The 18045-nt window shown below is 72.0% G+C and carries 18 protein-coding genes; 8 read left to right on the top strand and 10 right to left on the bottom strand.

The annotated features are described in order from the left end of the window. Positions 1–48: 48 nt before the first annotated feature. Positions 49–282 carry a hypothetical protein gene (locus ACL02R_RS13625; RefSeq protein WP_412797145.1) on the bottom strand — a complete coding sequence of 78 codons (234 nt, stop codon included), beginning with the start codon at positions 280–282 and terminating at the stop codon, positions 49–51. Positions 283–398: 116 nt separating this feature from the next. Here ACL02R_RS13625 and ACL02R_RS13630 point away from each other — a divergent pair, with 116 nt between their 5' ends. After that, complete coding sequence (locus tag ACL02R_RS13630) at positions 399–977, top strand: TetR family transcriptional regulator (protein ID WP_412797146.1); 579 nt, start codon at positions 399–401, stop codon at positions 975–977. A gap of 191 nt (positions 978–1168) precedes the next feature. Here ACL02R_RS13630 and ACL02R_RS13635 read toward each other — a convergent pair whose 3' ends face one another. Next, positions 1169–2557, bottom strand: a complete 1389-nt coding sequence (locus ACL02R_RS13635) for a polysialyltransferase family glycosyltransferase (protein ID WP_412797147.1) — start codon at positions 2555–2557, stop codon at positions 1169–1171. Further along, positions 2554–3528, bottom strand: a complete 975-nt coding sequence (locus tag ACL02R_RS13640; protein WP_412797148.1) for a glycosyltransferase family 2 protein — start codon at positions 3526–3528, stop codon at positions 2554–2556. The genes ACL02R_RS13635 and ACL02R_RS13640 overlap by 4 nt, the downstream gene beginning before the upstream one ends. 164 nt (positions 3529–3692) lie before the next feature. Here ACL02R_RS13640 and ACL02R_RS13645 point away from each other — a divergent pair, with 164 nt between their 5' ends. Both ACL02R_RS13645 and ACL02R_RS13650 read left to right on the top strand, forming a co-directional pair. After that, positions 3693–4688 carry a glutathione S-transferase family protein gene (locus ACL02R_RS13645; RefSeq protein ID WP_412797149.1) on the top strand — a complete coding sequence of 332 codons (996 nt, stop codon included), beginning with the start codon at positions 3693–3695 and terminating at the stop codon, positions 4686–4688. A gap of 56 nt (positions 4689–4744) precedes the next feature. Continuing rightward, complete coding sequence (locus ACL02R_RS13650; protein WP_412797150.1) at positions 4745–5326, top strand: YdeI/OmpD-associated family protein; 582 nt, start codon at positions 4745–4747, stop codon at positions 5324–5326. 3 nt (positions 5327–5329) lie between these two features. Here ACL02R_RS13650 and ACL02R_RS13655 read toward each other — a convergent pair whose 3' ends face one another. After that, the gene (locus ACL02R_RS13655) at positions 5330–5695 is read right to left on the bottom strand and encodes a PH domain-containing protein (RefSeq protein WP_412797151.1); all 366 of its coding nucleotides are present in this window, start codon (positions 5693–5695) and stop codon (positions 5330–5332) included. Between the two features lie 103 nt (positions 5696–5798). Between ACL02R_RS13655 and ACL02R_RS13660 the strand changes: the two genes are divergently transcribed. Further along, positions 5799–6269, top strand: coding sequence for a DIP1984 family protein (locus ACL02R_RS13660; protein ID WP_412797152.1), 471 nt, complete (start codon positions 5799–5801; stop codon positions 6267–6269). Positions 6270–6531: 262 nt separating this feature from the next. Beyond that, positions 6532–7026 (top strand): hypothetical protein, encoded by a 495-nt coding sequence (locus ACL02R_RS13665; RefSeq protein WP_412797153.1) that lies wholly within the window; start codon positions 6532–6534, stop codon positions 7024–7026. A gap of 491 nt (positions 7027–7517) precedes the next feature. On the opposite strand, the gene ACL02R_RS13670 is transcribed toward ACL02R_RS13665, so the two are convergent. Next, entirely contained in the window at positions 7518–8117 is a 600-nt protein-coding gene (locus ACL02R_RS13670; protein WP_412797154.1) for a TetR/AcrR family transcriptional regulator, read from the bottom strand. A 139-nt stretch (positions 8118–8256) separates the two neighbouring features. Here ACL02R_RS13670 and ACL02R_RS13675 point away from each other — a divergent pair, with 139 nt between their 5' ends. Together ACL02R_RS13675 and ACL02R_RS13680 are read left to right on the top strand one after the other, a co-directional pair. Beyond that, positions 8257–9045: an SDR family NAD(P)-dependent oxidoreductase gene (locus ACL02R_RS13675; RefSeq protein WP_412797155.1), complete on the top strand. Its 789-nt coding sequence runs from the start codon at positions 8257–8259 to the stop codon at positions 9043–9045. 320 nt (positions 9046–9365) lie between these two features. After that, positions 9366–10055, top strand: coding sequence for a glycoside hydrolase family 11 protein (locus ACL02R_RS13680; RefSeq protein WP_412797156.1), 690 nt, complete (start codon positions 9366–9368; stop codon positions 10053–10055). A gap of 349 nt (positions 10056–10404) precedes the next feature. On the opposite strand, the gene ACL02R_RS13685 is transcribed toward ACL02R_RS13680, so the two are convergent. The 4 genes from ACL02R_RS13685 to ACL02R_RS13700 form a co-directional block, all read right to left on the bottom strand. Next, on the bottom strand, positions 10405–10848 hold the full coding sequence (locus ACL02R_RS13685) for an SUKH-3 domain-containing protein (RefSeq protein ID WP_412797157.1): 444 nt from the start codon (positions 10846–10848) through the stop codon (positions 10405–10407). A gap of 69 nt (positions 10849–10917) precedes the next feature. Beyond that, on the bottom strand, positions 10918–11361 hold the full coding sequence (locus tag ACL02R_RS13690; protein ID WP_398841959.1) for an SUKH-3 domain-containing protein: 444 nt from the start codon (positions 11359–11361) through the stop codon (positions 10918–10920). Between the two features lie 2 nt (positions 11362–11363). Continuing rightward, entirely contained in the window at positions 11364–13187 is a 1824-nt protein-coding gene (locus tag ACL02R_RS13695) for an RHS repeat-associated core domain-containing protein (protein WP_412797158.1), read from the bottom strand. A gap of 93 nt (positions 13188–13280) precedes the next feature. Continuing rightward, positions 13281–15869: a DUF6531 domain-containing protein gene (locus tag ACL02R_RS13700; RefSeq protein ID WP_412797159.1), complete on the bottom strand. Its 2589-nt coding sequence runs from the start codon at positions 15867–15869 to the stop codon at positions 13281–13283. 163 nt (positions 15870–16032) lie between these two features. On the opposite strand from ACL02R_RS13700, the gene ACL02R_RS13705 reads away from it, so the two are divergent. Beyond that, a complete protein-coding gene (locus ACL02R_RS13705) occupies positions 16033–16986 on the top strand; it encodes a TIGR03621 family F420-dependent LLM class oxidoreductase (RefSeq protein WP_412797160.1) in 954 nt (317 codons plus the stop codon). Between the two features lie 92 nt (positions 16987–17078). Here the strand turns inward: ACL02R_RS13705 and ACL02R_RS13710 are convergent, their stop codons facing one another. Further along, positions 17079–17897 carry a hypothetical protein gene (locus tag ACL02R_RS13710; protein ID WP_412797161.1) on the bottom strand — a complete coding sequence of 273 codons (819 nt, stop codon included), beginning with the start codon at positions 17895–17897 and terminating at the stop codon, positions 17079–17081. Positions 17898–18045 lie beyond the last annotated feature (148 nt).

The following is an 18045-nucleotide window of genomic DNA, read 5'->3' on the forward strand; positions in this document are numbered from 1 at the left end:
TGACCGGCGAGGTCCGACGGGTCGCGGCCGGGCGGGCTCCGTGAGTGGTCACCGGAAGAGCCGTTGGCGGGCGTCGGCCTTCATCAGTACCGGGACGAGACCGTAAACGGCCGTGGGGACGACGATCGCGGTGAGGACCAGGGTCTCCAGCGGCAGCGGCAGGCCGCCGAGGACCGAGCCGAGCAGGCCGAGCGCGACAGTGATGGTCGGGTAGACGGCCAGCCACGTGATCAGCGCACGGCGGTGGACGGACGGGGCGGCGGGAGCGGTGTTCGCGGACATGCGTGCGTCCTGTTCGGAGGGGCCGGATTCCTGATATCCAACCGTTGAGTTGGGAGTCTGGCACATGGTCGCGCCGATGTCCAACCGTACGGTTGGGGATGGGGTAGTCTCGGAGCATGGCCTGGGACACAGCACGCACCCGACAGCTTCTGCTCGACGCCGCGGTCGGCGAATTCGCGGAACACGGCCCCGAGGGAGCCCGCGTCGCCCGTGTGGCCACCCGGGCAGGTGTCAACAAGGAGCGGATCTACCAGTACTTCGGCAGCAAGGAGAAGCTGTTCGGCGCGGTACTGGAAGCCGAGCTGGCGAAGATCGCGGCCGCCGTGCCGCTGACCGCTGACCAGGGCGCCGACCTCGGCGACTACGCGGGTCGGCTCTTCGACTACCACCGCCGGCACCCGCACTTCGTGCGCCTGCTGGCCTGGGAGGGCCTACAGAGCCGGGGCCCCGTGGCCGCCGAGGCCGAGCGCACCGGGCACTACGTCGAGAAGGCGGCCGCCCTGGCCGAAGCCCAGGAGGCCGGCACCCTGGCCCGGGACATCCCGCCGGGCCAGCTGGTACACGCGGTCATCTCGCTGGTCGCGTCCTGGTTCACCATGCCCCAGCTCGCCCGCATGCTGGTCCCCGCCGCCGGCGAGGACGAGGACGCCCAGCGGGAAGCCCTCGTCACCCTGGTGCGCCGCCTCGCCGCCTGAACCCTCGGGGAACACCTGTACGCAGGGCGACGCCAGGCCGGTGGCCGTAGCACCCAGGTACCGTCCGCGAAGAGACCACCCTGTTCACGCCCCCTGTGACGACGGACCCTGGTGCCCTCGCACGGCGGCGCCCGCTGCGTGTCCTTCCCGGCGAACTCCGGCCCGCGCCCGGCGCCCGGCGGGCGCCCCCGTCAGCTCTTCCCCACCGTCCTGGCCCGTACCTTCCGCACCAGCCGCAGCGCCGCCCGGCGCCCCGGCATCTGACCGGCGACACCCGACGCGAAGCCCCCCGGCAGCGCCAGTGCCGTCAGCTTGCTCCGCCTGACGTACCGCGCCGCCAGACCGCCCTGATGCTCCGCCAGCCACTGCTCCGCCCCGCCCCGCAGCGGCGCGTGCATCCGGGGCTGCATGGTGTACCCCAGTACGCGCACCAGCGCCCCGAGCGCCGCGCCCGCGTCCTCCGGCGTCCCCGGCAGGGTCTCCAGTCCGCCCGTCAGCGCCTCGATGTCCGGCACGTACGCGTCCACGAGCGAGACGGGCACCCGGTTGCTGTTCTGGAACGGCCGCAGCCGCCCGAGCACCAGGTCCGTGCCCACCCGCGCGATGGGAATCCCGTAGTACACCGACGCCGTCAGCATCGCCGTCGAGAAGCAGCCCACGACCAGGTCGGGACCGACCCGGTCGAACACCGTCTCCGCCAGCATCGGCGTGTCCAGCACCGTCAGCCGTACGCCCGCGTCCGCCGCCGCCTTCTCCAGCGCCTTCGAGTACTGCGCAGGCGCCGTCGGGTGCGGCTTGAACACCACGTGCGCGCACCCCGCCCGCGCCGCCCCGCGCAGCATCCGCTCGTGCAACCCCTCCTCCTGCGCAGCCGAGAGGATGTTCAGCGCCGCCAGATACTGCCCGAGGATCACTGCGGTCCGTTCACCCGGTACGCGCCGCGCCACGGCCGGTTCCGCGCACGCGCCGCTGATCTCGTCCAGCACCGCCCGGAACGCCGCGTCCGGCACGATCTCCGCGGGCGCGCCGAACTCCGACAGCAGCAGCGGCGTCAGCCCCGGCAGCAGGTCGAGGTGCAGCAGCCGTTGCACGCGGCAGGCCGTGGGCCACAGCAGCCGCTCCCGCGTGGGCCCGTAGCTCATCAGCCCGTCCGCGTACACGTGCACGTCCGCGTCGGCGAAGATCTCGGCGAGCGCCGCCGCCGGTTTCGCGTGCACCGACTCCACGACCAGGTCGAGCGGCCCGTTGCCCAGGTCCCACGCCACGCGCAGCAGCCGCTGCCACGCCGCGGTGTCCGTCTCGGGGGGCGCCCACAGGGACGGGTGGTTGGGGAAGACCGTCTCGTTCCAGTCGACCACGGTGTCGAAACGCGCCGCGATCGCGGCCCAGCCGGTCATCTCGTCCAGCGTGGCCGCCGCCTCGGGGACGGCCGCGTTGTTCGTCACGAGCAGGACGCGCCGCCCCGGCTCGAACATGCCCGCGTCCAGCGCCGCGGCGAGCGTCGCGGCGCCGTATAGCGTCGAGACCTCGAAGACCTGGGTGCGCCCGGTCCGCCCTGTCAGCCCTGCCCCCGCGTTCACGCCGCCGCCGCCTTCCGCGTCGCCCGACCGGCGAGCCGCCGCAGGACGCGCCCGCGCTCGTCGCCCATCGCCGTCAGCACCGGATCGAGCAGGTCGGGCGGCATCCGCCGCAGCGCCGCCGTCGCCTCCCGGCGCAGCCGCTTGGCGGCCTCCGGCTCGTACCCGGACGCGTTCGCCGTGTGGAAGGCGATCATCGCGCAGTACGTCCGTACGATCTTCGGCATGAAGCGGTCGGCGGCCGGGTGCGCCGCGACCTCCGCCATGATCAGGTCGTGCGCCGGGAGGAAGTCGAGCTGCCGCTCGTCCCGGATCTGCGTCAGCGACCCGCCGACCCCCCGCCGGTAGAACACCCCCAGCAGCCCCACCGCCGCGAAGCTCCGCGCCCGCAGGTGCAGCTGCCAGCCGAACACCCGGTCCTCCGCCGTCCGCAGCTCCGGCGCGAAGCGCAGCCCGTCGTCGAAGACCCCCCGCCGGTAGATCCCCGCCCAGACGAACGGGTAGTCCACCATCGTCTTCGCGTTGGCCGGGAGCACGCCGTCCAGCGGGTCGAGCGGCACGTCGCGGCGCGGCGCGGGCGCCCGTACGACGAGCCGCTCGCGGCCCGTTGCCTGGACGTGGTCGGTGCGCACGAAGTCCACGCCGAGCCGCTCGGCCGCCGCCAGCAGCCGCGCCAGGTAGCCGGGCGCGTACCAGTCGTCGCCGTCGAGGAAGGCGAGGTACGCGCCCTCCGCCGCGTCGATGCCGGTGTTGCGCGCCCGCGAGATGCCGCCGTTGGCCGCGTGCCGGACGACCCGGCTGCGCGGCGGGAGCGCGTCCGCCCGGCCGAGGATGCCGGCGGTTGCGTCGGTGGAGTGGTCGTCGACGAAGATGAACTCGATGTCATCCGTCGCGTTGCGGGCGAGGCTCCGCAGCGTGGTGGACAGGAAGTCCTGCACGTTGTGGCAGGTCACGACGACGGAGAGCTTCGGCACCACGCGACGGTAGACGCCGCCGCGCCACGGCGGGGCAATCCGGGGTGACCGCGAGGTGAACCATGCGTGCACACTCGGGTGTGAACCCACCGGGAACGGGCACCCGCACTGCCCTGACCGGCGGACCTCGACCGACCGACCGACGACGCGGGGAGCACACGGCGATGGGCGACACGGAGGACGGCGTCGGCAACGCCGCGTACGGCCGGAAGAAGTTCAACCGCTCCCGCAGCCACTTCACCGACCGCGTCACCGCCGACAGCCGCGACGGCTGGCCCGTCGAGGCGGGCCGCTACCGGCTCGTCGTCAGCCGCGCCTGCCCCTGGGCGAGCCGCGCCCTCGTCTCCCGCCGCCTCCTCGGCCTGGAGGACGCCCTCTCCCTCGCCGTCGCCGACCCGATCCAGGACGACCGCAGCTGGCGCTTCACGCTCGACCCCGACGGCCGCGACCCCGTCCTCGGCATCCACCACCTCAGCGAGGCGTACGACGCGCGCGAGACGGACCACCCCGGCGGCGTCAGCGTCCCCGCGCTCGTGGACATCCCGTCCGGCCGCCTGGTCACCAACGACTACCAGCGCCTCACGCTCGACCTCGCCACCGAGTGGACGGACCTCCACCGCCCCGGCGCCCCCGACCTCTACCCGGAGCCGCTGCGCGCCGAGATCGACGAGCTGATGGAGGGCGTCTACCAGGACCTCAACAACGGCGTCTACCGCGCGGGCTTCGCGACGGAGCAGGACGAGTACGAGGCCGCGTACGCCGACGTGTTCCGCCGCCTCGACCTGCTGTCCGTACGCCTCGCCGACCGCCGCTACCTGGTCGGCGACACGATCACCGAGGCCGACATCCGCGCGTTCACCACCCTCGTGCGCTTCGACGCGGTCTACCACGGCCACTTCAAGTGCAACCGCAACAAGCTCACCGAGGACCCGGTGCTGTGGGCCTACGCGCGCGACCTCTACCAGACGCCCGGCTTCGGCGACACGGTCGACTTCGACCACATCAAGCGGCACTACTACCAGGTCCACACGGGCATCAACCCCGGCGCCATCGTCCCCGCCGGGCCCGACCTGTCGGGCTGGCTCACGCCGCACCACCGCGAGGACCTCGGCGGACGCCCCTTCGGCGACGGCACCCCGCCTGGCCCGCCGCCCGCGTGACACGGCGCGGGTGATGAGGACAGAAGTCGTCCTGGTCCGGGCGTAGCGTCGTGGGCATGAGCGCTGATGACGACGAGACCGCCGAGTTCGCCTCGGCCACCGAGTTCGACGCCTGGCTGGAGGAGCACCACGCGTCCTCGTCAGGCGTCTGGCTGCGGCTCCGCAAGAAGAAGCCGGGCGCGGCGCCCGCGTTCGACTACGCGCAGGCACTCGAAGTCGCCCTGTGCCACGGCTGGATCGACGGGCACAAACGCTCCGTCGACGACACATACTGGGTCCAGCGCTTCACGCCCCGCCGCCCCCGCAGCAGGTGGTCGAAGGTGAACCGCGAGAAGGCCACGGCCCTGCTCGCGGCGGGCCGCGTACGCCCCTGGGGCCTCGCCGAGATCGAGCGCGCCAAGGCCGACGGCCGCTGGGACGCCGCGTACCAGGGCATGAAGGACGTCACCGTCCCCGACGACCTGGCCGCGGCCCTCGCCGCGAACCCGGCCGCCGCCGAGTTCTTCGCCGGCCTCGACAAGCAGAACCGCTACGCGGTGCTGCACCGCGTCGAGGAGGCGAAGAGACCGGAGACCCGCGCCCGCCGCATCACGACCTACGTCGAGATGCTGGCGGACGGCAGGAAGCTCCACCCCTGAGCGTCAGCGGGCGACGTACTTCGTGAGGATCGCCTGGACCTCGTAGATGTCGACGCCCTTGGTGAACTTCTTCGTGATCGGCGTCGGGTTGCTGGAGATCCAGAGCTTCAGCTCCGCGTCCAGGTCGAACGTCCCGGCGGTCTCCACCGCGAAGTGGGAGATGCTGCGGTACGGGTACGAGTGGTACTCCACCTTCCGGCCCGTCACGCCCTGCTTGTCCACGAGGATCAGCCGCCGGTCCGTGAACAGCAGCGTGTCCCGGATCAGCACGAACGCGGCGTGCACCTGCTCGTCCTCGCCCAGCAGCCGCGCGTACTCCTCCCGCGCCGCGACCGGGTCGACCGTGTGCGCGTTTCCGAACAGTGCCATTCCTGCCCCCACCTCTCAAGTCGTACGTCTGTGCTCTTTATACCGCGCGCCGAAGCCCGTGGTCTGCCATGATGCCGGGCATGCGACGAAGGGGGGAGGGCGCGTGAAACTCGCGGAGGCACTGGCCGAACGGGCCGCCGCCATGCGGCAGGTGGAGCAGCTGCGCGCCCGCGTGAAGGGCAGCGCCCGGTACCAGGAGGGCGACGAGCCGCCGGAGGACGCGGCGGCGCTCCTCGCCGAGACCGGCGAGGTCCTGACGCGTCTGGAGACGCTGATACGCCGCGTCAACCTGACCAACGCCACGGTCGCGGTCGAGGGCGTGGGCACCCTCACCGACGCGCTCGCCCGCCGCGACGTCCTGCGGCTGCGGCACTCCGTCCTCACCGACGCCGCCGACGCCGCAGCGGGGCGCGACCAGCACGGCCCACGGCGCCAGCTGCGCTCCGAACTCCGCATGCTCGCCGCCCTCCCCGTCGCCGGGCTGCGCGCCGAGGCGGACGCGGTGGCCAAGGAGATACGCCACCTGGACCTGCGCATCCAGCAGGCCAACTGGGAGGCGGACCTGCTGGACTGACCCACGGGCGGGACGAGGACGCGGAGCAGGTAGGCGTCCGGGAGGCGGTGCACAGCCGCGACCGGCGGAATCCGGTCACTCCTGGTAGACGTGCAGGGCCATGTCGGGGTTCGAGTCCCCAGCACACAGCGCATGCCCCGCACACGGCACAGGAGGACAGTGCACACGGCACACCTCATCACCATGTGCAGCTCCCGGACACCGAGGGCGGGCAAGGGGTTCCACGCGTCCCCCGCCGCGCGCCGCCAGCGCGCGCGGCGCCATGCCGTACGCCGCCCGGAAGCGGCGCGAGAAGTGGTACGCGCCGGCGAAGCCGCTGCGGACGGCGATCGCCCGCAGCGTCGGCCAGCCGCTCCGGCGGGACGGGCCGCGCGATCCCGTCCGCCCACGCGTCGCGCACCGCCCGCGCCGTCGCGACGACCGGCGCGGGCAGCGCGGCCGTACGGTCCCCCGCCGGTTCCGGGCCCGCCACGAACGTGCCAAGCAGCAGCCGCAGCGTCTCCCGCGCGTGCTCCCGCCGGCCGGGCGGGCACGCCCCGCGCACATCGAGCGCACGAGCGACCACCCCGCGTCGTCCAACGGGCCCGCGACCGGCCGGAAACGGACGTACGCGTGCCGCGTCGTCCCGTCCGGGTCCCAGTGGAACGTGTCCCGCATGCCGGGCCGCACGAGCAGGTGCGTCCCCGGCGCGAGCGGCACGGCGTCCCCGCCCGCCGTCCAGGTGGCGCGCCCGCGCAGGACCCGCACGAACGCGTGACTGCGCGCGTCACGCGGCCCGGACGACGAGCCGGGCGGGTAGTCGGCGACGGCCGGGCCGGGTCCCGGCAGCAGTTCGACGGCCCAGGGGCGACCGGTCAGGGTGCCTCACCTGTCGCGGCCGCCGTCCCGGTCGGGGCGGACACGCGGGCGGCGGACGTCCTCGGTGCCCTTCCAGGCGTACGGGTCGCGTCCGGCGGCGCGGACGGTATCGCGGAAGCCGGCGCGCGCCCCCCACGCCGGCCGGCGGCGGCTCCCAGGGCAGCGGCGACTCGGCGTGCCCCGTCACAAGGCATCGGGCCGCCGCAAGGCCGGGTGGGCTGTCGGCCGGCGGTCCCGGGCGACCAGCCGGTCATGAGCCGGACGCGCCGCCTCGCGGTGCGCTTCGCGGGCGGTGAGGTGCACGGTCTGCGGTCCTCCGCCGTCACAGGACGGCCGAAGCCGTCTTCCTGAGTGAAATGAGGTCATGGTGCCCGCACCATGACGAGAGGCTCACCCCGCCGCCGTCCTGAGCCGGCCGATGTGCCAGTCCAGCGCCGCCTCCAGGTGCGTCGTGCGTCCCGTCGAGAGCATGATCGACACCCCGCCCTGGATGCCCGCCAGCAGCGCGGTGGCGGCCTCGTCCACGTCCAGCGACGCCGGGACCTGCCCGCCGTCCCGCAGCGCGCGGATGCCCGTCGCCAGGTGCTCCTGCCACCGTTCCATCAGCTGCACGACGATGGCCCGCGCTCCCGGCGTCGAGCGCCCGACCTGCGCGAACAGCGAGCTGAGCGGGCACGTGTCGCCCTGGGCGCGGTAGCGCTCCACGACCGCGTCGCGCCACCGGTGCCAGGCGTCCCAGGAGTCGAGGCGGCCGAGGTGCGGCTGCTGGTCGGCCAGCACGCGGTCTGCCTCGTGCGCGGCCACGGCGAGCAGCAGGTCGTCCTTGCCGCCGGGGAAGTAGTGGAAGAGCTGGCTCTTGCTCGTGCCGGTCCGCGCGCGGATGTCGTCGAGGGTGGTGACGGCCGGGCCGTGCACGCGCAGGACCTCGGCGGCGCCGGCGACGATGCGGGCGCGGGTGGCCTCGCCCTTGGGGGTCAGGACGCGTTCCATCGGGTGGTGCCCTCCTCGGCCGGCTGGACCGTACGGTCCACCGTACCGCCATTTCTGGACTTGCCGGTCCATTTTCTGCGACGCATCGTGGGACCGCGCCCCCGGCACCGCGCCCCGGGCCCACGAAGGGACACGAACGATGGAACTGAAGCTGCACGGCAAGCGCGCGCTCGTCACCGGGTCGAGCGGCGGACTGGGCGAGGAGACCGTCAGGCTGCTGGCGGCCGAGGGCGCGTCCGTCGTCGTCCACGGCCGCGACGCGGCCCGTACCGCCGCCGTCGCCGAGGCGGTCCGCGCGGCGGGCGGCAGCGCGACGACGGCCGTGGGCGACCTCGGCACGGACGAGGGCGCCGACGCCGTGACCGCCGCCGCCCTGGCCGGCGGCCCGGTGGACATCCTGGTCAACAACGCGGGCCGCTACGACATGTCCGTCGACTGGACCACCACCACCCCGGCCGACTGGGCCGACATCTACAACACCAACGTCATCTCCGGCGTCCGCATGATCCAGCGCCTCGTCCCCGCCATGCGCGCACGCGGCTGGGGGCGCGTGATCCAGGTCGGCAGTGTCACGGGCGAACTGCCGCAGACCACCCAGCCGCACTACGCCGCCTCCAACGCGGCCCGCGCCAACCTCGCCAGGTCCCTCGCGCGCGAGCTGCGCCACACGGGCGTGACGTCGAACGTCGTCGTGGCGGGCGGCATCCTCGTCCCCGGCGCCGTGGAGCGGCTGACCGCCGTGGGGCGCGAGCGCGGCTGGGGCGACACGTGGGAGGAGATCGCGGCGAACCGCGACACGGCGTTCGCGGCGAACGATGTCGGCCGCATCGGCGAACCGCGCGAGTACGCCGACGTGATCGCCTTCCTGGCGAGCCCGCTGTCCGCGTACATCACCGGTTCCGCGCTCCGCGTGGACGGCGGCTGGTGACGCCGGAAGCCCGCTGAAAACTTTTCGGAACGCGCGCCGCCCGCCGACCGGTCAACGCCCCGCCGCTCGCCGCGCCGCCGCCCGCGTGGGCGCTCCACCAGCCCATACGCTCAACCGCCGCCCCCGCCACCCTCCCATTTCTTCCGGAATGCTTGCGGAAACCGTTGACAACCCCCCGCGCCGTTTCCACACTGTGGCATGTCCAGGTCACCCAACGGGGTGGCCGGGTCCCGGCAGGCCGCCGCGGCGTGGGACGACGCCGACGCGCGGCCGCCACCACGCCGCCGGTGCCCCGCACCGGCCTCCCCGAGGAGGAACCCTTGCACCAGGACGACTCCCCTCTCGTCCGCCCGACGAGCCGCAGGAACTTCATCGGCGGCGCGGGCGCGCTCGCCCTCGGCGCCTCCGCCCTCGTGGTCCCCGGCACCGCGCACGCGGACACGACCATCACGACCAACCAGACCGGCACGCACGAGGGTTACTACTACTCCTTCTGGACCGACGGCGGCGGCTCCGTCTCGATGACCCTCAAGTCCGGCGGCAACTACACCACCCAGTGGAGCAACGTCGGCAACTTCGTCTGCGGCAAGGGCTGGAGCAACGGCAGCCGCCGCACCGTCAACTGGTCCGGCAACTACAGCCCCAACGGCAACAGCTACCTCTGCCTCTACGGCTGGACGTCCAACCCGCTCGTCGAGTACTACATCGTCGACAGCTACGGCACCTACCGCCCCACCGGCGAGTTCCGCGGCACCGTCTCCAGCAACGGCGCGACGTACGACATGTACCGCACCATGCGCTACAACGCCCCGTCCGTGGAAGGCACCAAGACCTTCCCGCAGTACTGGAGCGTCAACCAGTCGAAGCGCACCAGCGGCAGCATCAACACCGGCGCCCACTTCGACGCCTGGTCACGCGCCGGCATGAACCTCGGCAACTTCAGCTACTACATGATCCTCGCCACCGAGGGCTACCAGAGCAGCGGCTACGCCAACATCTGGGTCAGCTGACCCGCCCCCGGGGCAAGGCCCTGCCGACGGGCCTTGCCCCACCTGGCCGGGCCACAGGGGACCGCGCGGCCCGTTGAGGGAGAAGCCGAAGCCACCCGGCACACTCCCCACCGCGATCCCGGCCTGCGCCACCGACACGGCCACGGACCCGTTCAGCACCGGGCCCGCGGCCACACCGCGGGCGAACCACACGCTGCCCTCACCGTCCTCGCGCGGCACCCCGGCCGGCACGTCCGCCCACCGGTCCGCCCGCCGACCAGCAGCGCGGAGCAGATGCTCCGCGCTCACCGACCACCGTGAGTCCGGGGTTGCTGCCACGCGGACACGTCCTTCGTGCGGGACGACCTTCTCACCGGTACCCGACGGCGAGCTTGTCCACTGTCTGGTCGCCGCTCTCCGCGAAGAACTCGACGTGATCGCGGTCCCGGTAGACGGAACCGTCCTGGGCCATACCGAGGAACAGGTTCCTATGGTCCATCTCTCCGATGGGGTACAGGGCCTTGCCGCTCTCCTCACTCATGTACCCGTAGATGTCGGCCTCCCATTTCGCTTCCAGCCGATCGAACGAGAAGGGGCCGAGCGCCATAGTGACACCTTTCCCTGACACGTCGAAGGCGAGGCCGCCGAACTCGGCCAGGAAGATACGCGCCCGTTCGTGTATCTCGAACCCGTCGCTCTCTTCGAGGGACCTTTCCCACTCTTCCGTCGGCACCCGGCGCTGCGGGGTCCAGCCCGCCTCTCTCAAGACACGCTCCGCGGTCGGCGACCAACGCCTCGCGCTGTGGTCGTCCATGTCAGGAAGATCCTGCGGCCCGTCTTCGTCGACCGCCGCTCGCTGGCGCCCCCACGCTTGAATCAGGCGTCACCGGATTCCTTCCACGAGCTTTTCCAGCGCCCGGTCTCCGTTCTCGGCGTATTCCGAGACGCTGTCCATGCCCAGGAACACCCTGCCGTCGGCTGCCATGCCGATGTACAGATTGCGGCGTCCCATCATGCCGAGGGGGTAGAGGTTGGTTCCCGCTTCCTCGCTCAGCACGTCGAAGATCTCGTCTTCCCCTTCAGCCAGAGTCGGATCGATTTGGAAATCAGCCTTCAACGCGCTGATGCCCGGCCCACGTGCCTCCACTTCCAAGCCTCCGAACTCGGCCAAGAAATCACGCGCCGCCGGATGCATGGCAAAACCGCCGCTTCGGGAAAGCAGCTCCTCGTACGACTCAACGCCCACAGCGCGTCCCGGTGACCACCCGGCTCCACGCAGAACACGTTCCGTCTCTTGCGACCACCGCGCATTCCCGGGTGCTGTCATTCCTACGTCACTCCTGTGATGCCGAACTGGTCAAGTACATGGGCACACGACGGACAGATCACCTTAGGATCGCCGTGTACGTCGTTGCCTACGGCGCGGACTTGGACGGCAGCCATCGTCCCACCTCGGGGATCGACCCCTGCGTTGAGCGCGTTCGTTAGGGCCTCGGCCTCGCCGCATCGCCCATGCTGGTTGCCTGGCAGACGGATATTCTGCGGGACCCTGTCGTACGCCGCCCGCACGTCCGGGTGCAGGTTGTGGTCGCCGCCGCCCTTGATGCTCGCGCCGTTGAAGACGTGCTGGTTGCCGGCCGCGTCCGTCACGGCCAGCCCGGCGGAGCTGGTCGGCCGTGTGTGCTTGTTGGCGCCTGGGCGGGCCTGCTCCAGATTGGCCCGCTCCCGCGCCGCGGCGAGGGAGCGCTCGCAGTCCGGGGCGAGCCCGAACGGGTCCACGGCGGTGTGCGGGTTCGTGACGTACGCGCGCGGGTTGGGGCCCGGGGCCAGTCCCAGGGGGTCGAGGGTGACGTACTGGCCGGTGTCGGGGTCGTAGTGGCGCTGGTAGTTGTAGTGCAGGCCTGACTCGGGGTCGGCGTACTGCCCCGGGAAGCGGAGGGGGCAGTACGCCCGCTGGTCGTCGGCTCGGTCCAGTGGGGCGCCCCAGGCCGTGGCCCGTCGATGCCACGCGACCTCGCCCGTCTCGTCGAAGAGTTCGGTCGGCGTGCCGACGAGATCGGCGACGATGCCGTAGAAGCGTTCGTCGATCCACTCCCGCGGCCGGTCCCGGAGCGCGCTGCTCTCGATCTGGGTGACGGGCGTGAACCGGTCCTGCTCCCAGTCCCAGACGGTCCGCCGGAGACCGCCCCCGGCGGTGCTCTCGGTCTGTTCGGCGGGGACGAAGCGGTCCCAGTGGAACAGTGTCTCCGCCTCGACCGTGACGCCGTCGGCGGCCATCCGCCGCTTGGCGACGCGGCGGCCGAACGGGTCGTGGAGGTAGGTCCAGCGGGTGCCTTCCGGGGTGGTCAGCGCGCTGAGCCGGTCCTGGCTGTCCCATGTGTAGTGCCAGACGTCGGCCCTGCGGGACAGGCGTTTGCGGCGGCGCACCACGACGCGGCCCTGGGCGTCGTGCTGGTAGCCGATGTCGGAACGGCGGCGCCACGGACGGCCCTCGTCCCGGAACAGCTCGGTCTCGGCGAGGTCCCCGGCGGCGTCGTACGCGTACCGCTCCGTCCAGCCCTCCGCCCGTACTCCGGTGATCCGGCCGCGGTCGTCGAGGTCGATGGAGCGGTCCCCGGCGAGGCGGTCGGTGACCGCGGTGACCGCGCCGTCCGGACGGTACGTGTACGCGCGCTGTTGCAGGGACCGGGCCGCCGGGCCGTGGCCGGTCCGCAGGGTCTGCGCGGCGAGCAGTCCCGCGTCGTTCCAGGTCTGGCTGAGTCCGGCTCCCCCGACACGACGCTCGACCTCGCGGCCGTCGCCGTCGTAGGCGAACGTCACGCGGCGTCCGGCGGTCTCGACGGCGGTGGGCTGGTCGCGGTCGTCGTACTCCCACCGGCTCTCATGCCCGGACGGCGTGAGGCGCCTGACCCGGCGGCCGCGCGCGTCGTACTCGGAGCGTACGGTGGCGCCGTTGCACGTCTCGGCCAGGATGCGACCCAACGCATCGCGTTCGTAGGACAGTTCCACGCCCGGGGCATGGGCCTCCCGCACCTGGCCCATCAGGTCGTAGGCGAAGGTGGTCACCCCCTCGGGGGCACGCTGCTCGACGACCTTTCCGCGGTGGTCGCGTACGAAGTGGACGGTCTGCCCGATGGAGTTGGTGCGCTCCAAGAGCTGGCCGACGGCGTCGTGGCGGTACCTGTGCGTCCGCCCGCCGAAGTCGGTCTCACGGGTCAGCCGGCCGACGGGATCGTACTCGTAGGTTCACTCGGCACCGGCGCCGTTGGTGACCGAGGTGACACGCAACTCGCCGTCGTACGCGAAGTCGAGCCGGGTGCCGTCCGGGTCGATCCTGCTGCTGAGCAGGTCGAGCCCGTAGTAGGTGAAACGGGTCGACGCGCCGCTGGACCCGATGTGCTCCAGCAGGTTGCCCTCGCCGTCGTAGTGGCGGTGCTCGGCGCTGCCGTCCGGGTGGACGCGTCCGGCCGGCAGACCCTCCGTCGTCCAGCGTGAACGGGTGACCCGTCCGTCCGGGGCCGTGGTCACCACGACTCTGCCGAACGCGTCCCGCTCCAGCCGCGTCACCGCACCCTCCGCGTCGGTGGCGGCCACGGGCATGCCGGTCGCGTCGTTCTCCAGGTGCGCGCTGCGGCCGGCGGCGTCGGTGAGGGTGACGACGGACCCGGTGCGGTCGAACGTGTAGTCGATCCGGCCGCCGGTGGGGTCGGTCTCGGACGTGAGGTTGCCCCGCTCGTCGTACGTCATCCGCCAGGCCCCGCCGTCCGGCTGGGTGACGGCGACCGGTTTGCCCAGGCTGTCGTTCTCCTGGGTGTGGCGGGTCCCGTCCGGCTCCACGAGCGCCGTGAGGTGACCGTCGCCGTCGTACTCGTAGCGCGTGGTCCGGCCCAAGGGGTCGGTCAGCGAACGCAGGCGGTCGAAACGGTCGTGCACCCGGGTCGTCCGATGGCCCAACGCGTCGGTCTGCTCGACCAGTTGGTAGCAGTCGTTGAACTGATAGACGGTGGTGTGGCCCAGAGCATCGGTGAACGTGGTGCGGTGGTCAGCGGTGTCGTAGGCGATGCGACTGCTGAGCAGCCCGTCCATGCCCTCGGTGGCGACGCAGCGCCCACTGTCGTCGTACAGGTAGTGGTACCAGACGGCGTTGCGGTCCTGCCATCTGTTGATGCGACGGCGCTCGTCGTAACTGAACTCGGTCGCCTTCTCCGAAGAGTTGTAGACGTGGGTGAGGTCGCCTCGTGCGCCGTACTCGAAGCGCCGCAACAGCGGTCGCCCGTCGCCGTTGTGGAGGCGCAGCGCCGTGACGCGCCCGCCATGCGTGGTGACACCGATGTGATAGCCGCCGTCGTGGATGACGTCGGTGGGCGCGCCCTGGTCGTCGTACTCCACTCGGATGCGGTTGCCGTTGCGGTCGGTGATCGCGACGAGGGGGAGTTCACCGCCCGGTCGTCCCGCGACGGAGGCGAACCGGAGGAACTCACCCGTCCGCGTCCGCTCGATGACGAGCCCGGTGCCGGGCCCGTCCTCCCACCGCAGAGGCCAGCGCGGTCCCTCGACGGGCAGGACGTGCACCCCGGCCTCGGGGCGCGGATAGTCCAGGATCATGCCGTCGTCGGTGACGAGGCGCAGACCGGCCGGGTCGAGCAGCAGACGTTGGTCCAGGGTCGATGTCCAGGACGGGCCGAACCAGCCGCCGGACCGGAAGCGGGACCGGTGGTGGCGCCGCAGGACGAGCGGCAGCGCGCCGGGCAGTTCGACGTCCGTCTCGGACATGACCATCTCGCCCGTGGCCATGTCGATGGGGTCGGTGCGGCAGACCAGGCCGTCGGCGCCACGGCCGGAACGGCGCAGGCTGCGCCCCAGCCCGAGCGCGCCTTGGCGGATGCCGCGCAGGCCGGTGCGGGCGGCGGTGAGGCCGCCTCTCAGTCCGCGGGCGAGGCCGCCGAGGGTGGTGAGGCCTTTCATGCCGGGGATGCAGTCGAGTGTGGCGAAGGCGACGTCGAGGAGGCCTGCTTCGCCTCTGGCGTATTTGATGAGTGTGTCGGTGAGGACGACGAGTGCGGCGGCGAGGACGACCCAGGCGAGGGGTCCGCCGATGATCATGACGACGACGCCGAGGACGGCGACGATGACCTTGCAGACGTTGACGATGGTGTCCCAGTTTTCCGTGACCCAGTGCACGGCCCGCTGCCACCATTTGCGGTTGTGGATACCGGCGTCGGACGCCTCGTCGATGTCACGGGCCGCCTGCTGTGCGGCTTCTTCCCGCATCTCCTTGGCCTGGCGGGCGAGTTCGCGGGCGGCGTCCAGGGATTCCTGCGCGGTGTCCACGCGGGCCTGCGCCGCGTCGCGGGCGTCGTTCGCGGCCTGGCGGTCGCGGGTGGCGGCGCGGACCTCGGCCTCGTCCGGTGGCGGCGCGCCCGCCCGTTCCCCCTCGCGCTGGAGGCGTTCGGCCTCGTCCCCCGCTCTGCCGACCCAGTCCTGCGCGCTGTTCAACGAGCCCTGCGCGGCGGTGAGATCGGCCTGGGCGGCGATGGCCCGGTCCAGGGCGCGGTCGGCCTGGCCTTGGGCGGTCTGGAGTTTCGGCCAGTACGTCTGTAATGCCTGGGCGCACAGGTCGTAGGAGTCCCGCAGCTTCTCCAGGTTGCCGGGGACACCGTCGAACTCGGAGCGGAAGGCCTCGGCGGACAGGCCGGCCCAGTCCCGCACCGCGCGGTCGGAGGCGAGATCCCGGATCTTCCCCAGCGCCTCGGCGACATCGTCGGAGAACGTCTGCAACTCGTCCGCCAGCTCGCGGACTTCCTCCGGGTCACCCGGTGTCGGATCGGCGTCCATTCCCGCCGGAGACCAATCAGAAGGCCGTCCCACGATCTTCCCCCCAAGTCCGCGTCCCAAAGGCTCAGTACACTACTTAGAGCAATCACGCATGGCAATGTGTTACATCGGTGCGCGCGGCAAGCCCCTGGTGTTCGCCACCCATCGCGGGCACGATGACGCGATGCGTCCCTTTCGCTTCCTGACCTCGGTCGGCGAACTGCACGACGGACCCGGGCTGGCCGCGTTCGCCCGCCGTGCCGAGTCGATCGGCTACAGCGCCCTGATGGCGCCCGACCACCTCCTCGCCCAGTACGCGCCGGTGCCCCTCCTCACCGCCGCCGCGGCGGCGACCGAGAAGCTGCGCGTCGGCACGTTCGTCTTCAACACCAACCTCCGGCACCCCGCCGTCCTGGCGCAGGAACTCGCCACGCTCGACCGGCTCTCCGGCGGCCGCCTGGACATCGGCATCGGCGCCGGCTGGAACAAGCCCGAGCACGACGCCATCGGCATCCCCTTCGAACCCGTCGGCACACGCGTCGCCAGACTCACCGAGGCCGTCCAGGTCCTCAAGGGCTGCTTCGCCGACAAGGAGTTCTCCCTCGACGGCGAGCACTACACGATCACCGCGTACGACGCCCGGCCCAAGCCCGTCCAGCGCCCCCACCCGCCGCTCTTCATCGGCGGCGGCGGGAAACGCCTCCTGACCCTGGCGGCCAGGGAAGCGCGGATCGTCGGCCTGGCACCCCGCCTCGGGAAGGACGCGAACGGGCTGCCCGCCCTCGACGCCCCGAGCATCACCCTCGCCGCCACCGAGGAGAAGATCCGCTGGGTCCGCGAGGCGGCCGGCGACCGCTTCGCCGAACTGGAGCTGAACACCTACCCGACCGGCGGTCCCATGGTCATCACCGACAACGCCAAGGCCGAGGCCCGCCGCCGGGCCGACGACCTGCGCCGCCGCACCGGCACCACCCTCACCACCGAGGAAGTCCTCGCATCCCCCCACGTCTTCATCGGCACCGTCCCCCAACTGGCCGAGAAGCTCACCTTCCTCCGCGCCCACCTGGGCATCACGTCCTTCCTGCTCCCCGACACGGAAGCAGCGGCTCCCCTCATCGAGTCGCTGGCGGACAGCTGACCGGACGCGACAACGGCGGGCGCACACCGGTCGTCCCCCGGTGTGCGCCCGCCGCTTCGCCATCGGCCCCCGTACGGTGGCCGGGCGCGGTGTCAGGCGCCGATGTCGCCGGTGCGGAAGTCCGCGATGTCCAGGACCTGGGCGGCGGGCGGCTCCTCGAACTCGACCGGCTCGCCGTACTGGCTCAGCTCGATCTCGACATCCGTACCGCCCTGCACGGTGCGGACCAGCAGCGGGTACGGCTCGCCCTCGGTGGCGATGAGCATCGTCACCTCGTTGCCGTCGTCGTCGGGGCCGGTGAGGGTGACCACCGGCGTGCCGTTGTAGTCGGTCTCGGGGCCGACCTCGTCCGCCCCGCCCGAGCCCTCGTCGGAGCCGAGCTGGGACTGCATCGCCGACAGCGAGCAGGCCCCGGCCATCTGCGAGAACTCCGCGTCGCTCATGTGCCCGTACAGGTACCTGCCCTCCAGCAGGCTGAGCGCCGCCTGATCCGCGACCGCGAGCTGCGACTGCCAGAACGCGGCGTCCGGCCTCATCCAGACCTCGTCGTTCTCGCGGACGAGCAGCTCGACGGAGCCCCCGTCCCCCTGGGTCACGGAACCCTGGCAGGACCCGTCCTGGTCCATGTGGAGGTCGAGGCCCATGCCGATCACCTCGGGGTCCGTCAGCGTCCTCATCCGCAGGGACGTGGCCGAACCCAGCGCCTCCTGCGCACGGTCCGACACCTCCTGCGGGGACAGGTCCGCGAGGGATTCGCCGTCGGCCTCCCCGCCACCGCCGGTGCTCTCCTGGCCGCCGTCCGCTCCTCCGGAACCGGAGTCGGAGTCGCCGTCACTGCCGCAGGCGCTCAGCGCCAGCAGCCCCGCGGCCGCCACCGCGACCATCCGCGCCCGACGTGTCGTTGCGTTCATATGTTCCCCCTTATTCCGTGCTCATCTGCTGCGACTCGATCATTGCGTGCATGCCTCGGCTTCCCCAAGCGGGACCGGCCATCCGTCACGAAACCAGTACACCGGCACGCCCCGCCTCGGCCCGATCCGCAGTCTCGCTACGACCCGG

The sequence above is a fragment of the Streptomyces sp. MS19 genome (assembly GCF_047200595.1).
In the GTDB taxonomy this organism is placed as follows: domain Bacteria; phylum Actinomycetota; class Actinomycetes; order Streptomycetales; family Streptomycetaceae; genus Streptomyces.

Bases quoted from the DNA above. Each gene is read 5' to 3' on its own strand.
- ACL02R_RS13625 (WP_412797145.1), bottom strand. From the start codon at position 282: ATGTCCGCGAACACCGCTCCCGCCGCCCCGTCCGTCCACCGCCGTGCG.
- ACL02R_RS13630 (WP_412797146.1), top strand. From the start codon at position 399: ATGGCCTGGGACACAGCACGCACCCGACAGCTTCTGCTCGACGCCGCG.
- ACL02R_RS13645 (WP_412797149.1), top strand. From the start codon at position 3,693: ATGGGCGACACGGAGGACGGCGTCGGCAACGCCGCGTACGGCCGGAAG.
- ACL02R_RS13650 (WP_412797150.1), top strand. From the start codon at position 4,745: ATGAGCGCTGATGACGACGAGACCGCCGAGTTCGCCTCGGCCACCGAG.
- ACL02R_RS13655 (WP_412797151.1), bottom strand. From the start codon at position 5,695: ATGGCACTGTTCGGAAACGCGCACACGGTCGACCCGGTCGCGGCGCGG.
- ACL02R_RS13665 (WP_412797153.1), top strand. From the start codon at position 6,532: ATGCCGTACGCCGCCCGGAAGCGGCGCGAGAAGTGGTACGCGCCGGCG.
- ACL02R_RS13670 (WP_412797154.1), bottom strand. From the start codon at position 8,117: ATGGAACGCGTCCTGACCCCCAAGGGCGAGGCCACCCGCGCCCGCATC.
- ACL02R_RS13675 (WP_412797155.1), top strand. From the start codon at position 8,257: ATGGAACTGAAGCTGCACGGCAAGCGCGCGCTCGTCACCGGGTCGAGC.
- ACL02R_RS13685 (WP_412797157.1), bottom strand. From the start codon at position 10,848: ATGGACGACCACAGCGCGAGGCGTTGGTCGCCGACCGCGGAGCGTGTC.
- ACL02R_RS13690 (WP_398841959.1), bottom strand. From the start codon at position 11,361: ATGACAGCACCCGGGAATGCGCGGTGGTCGCAAGAGACGGAACGTGTT.
- ACL02R_RS13700 (WP_412797159.1), bottom strand. From the start codon at position 15,869: ATGGACGCCGATCCGACACCGGGTGACCCGGAGGAAGTCCGCGAGCTG.
- ACL02R_RS13705 (WP_412797160.1), top strand. From the start codon at position 16,033: ATGCGTCCCTTTCGCTTCCTGACCTCGGTCGGCGAACTGCACGACGGA.
- ACL02R_RS13710 (WP_412797161.1), bottom strand. From the start codon at position 17,897: ATGAACGCAACGACACGTCGGGCGCGGATGGTCGCGGTGGCGGCCGCG.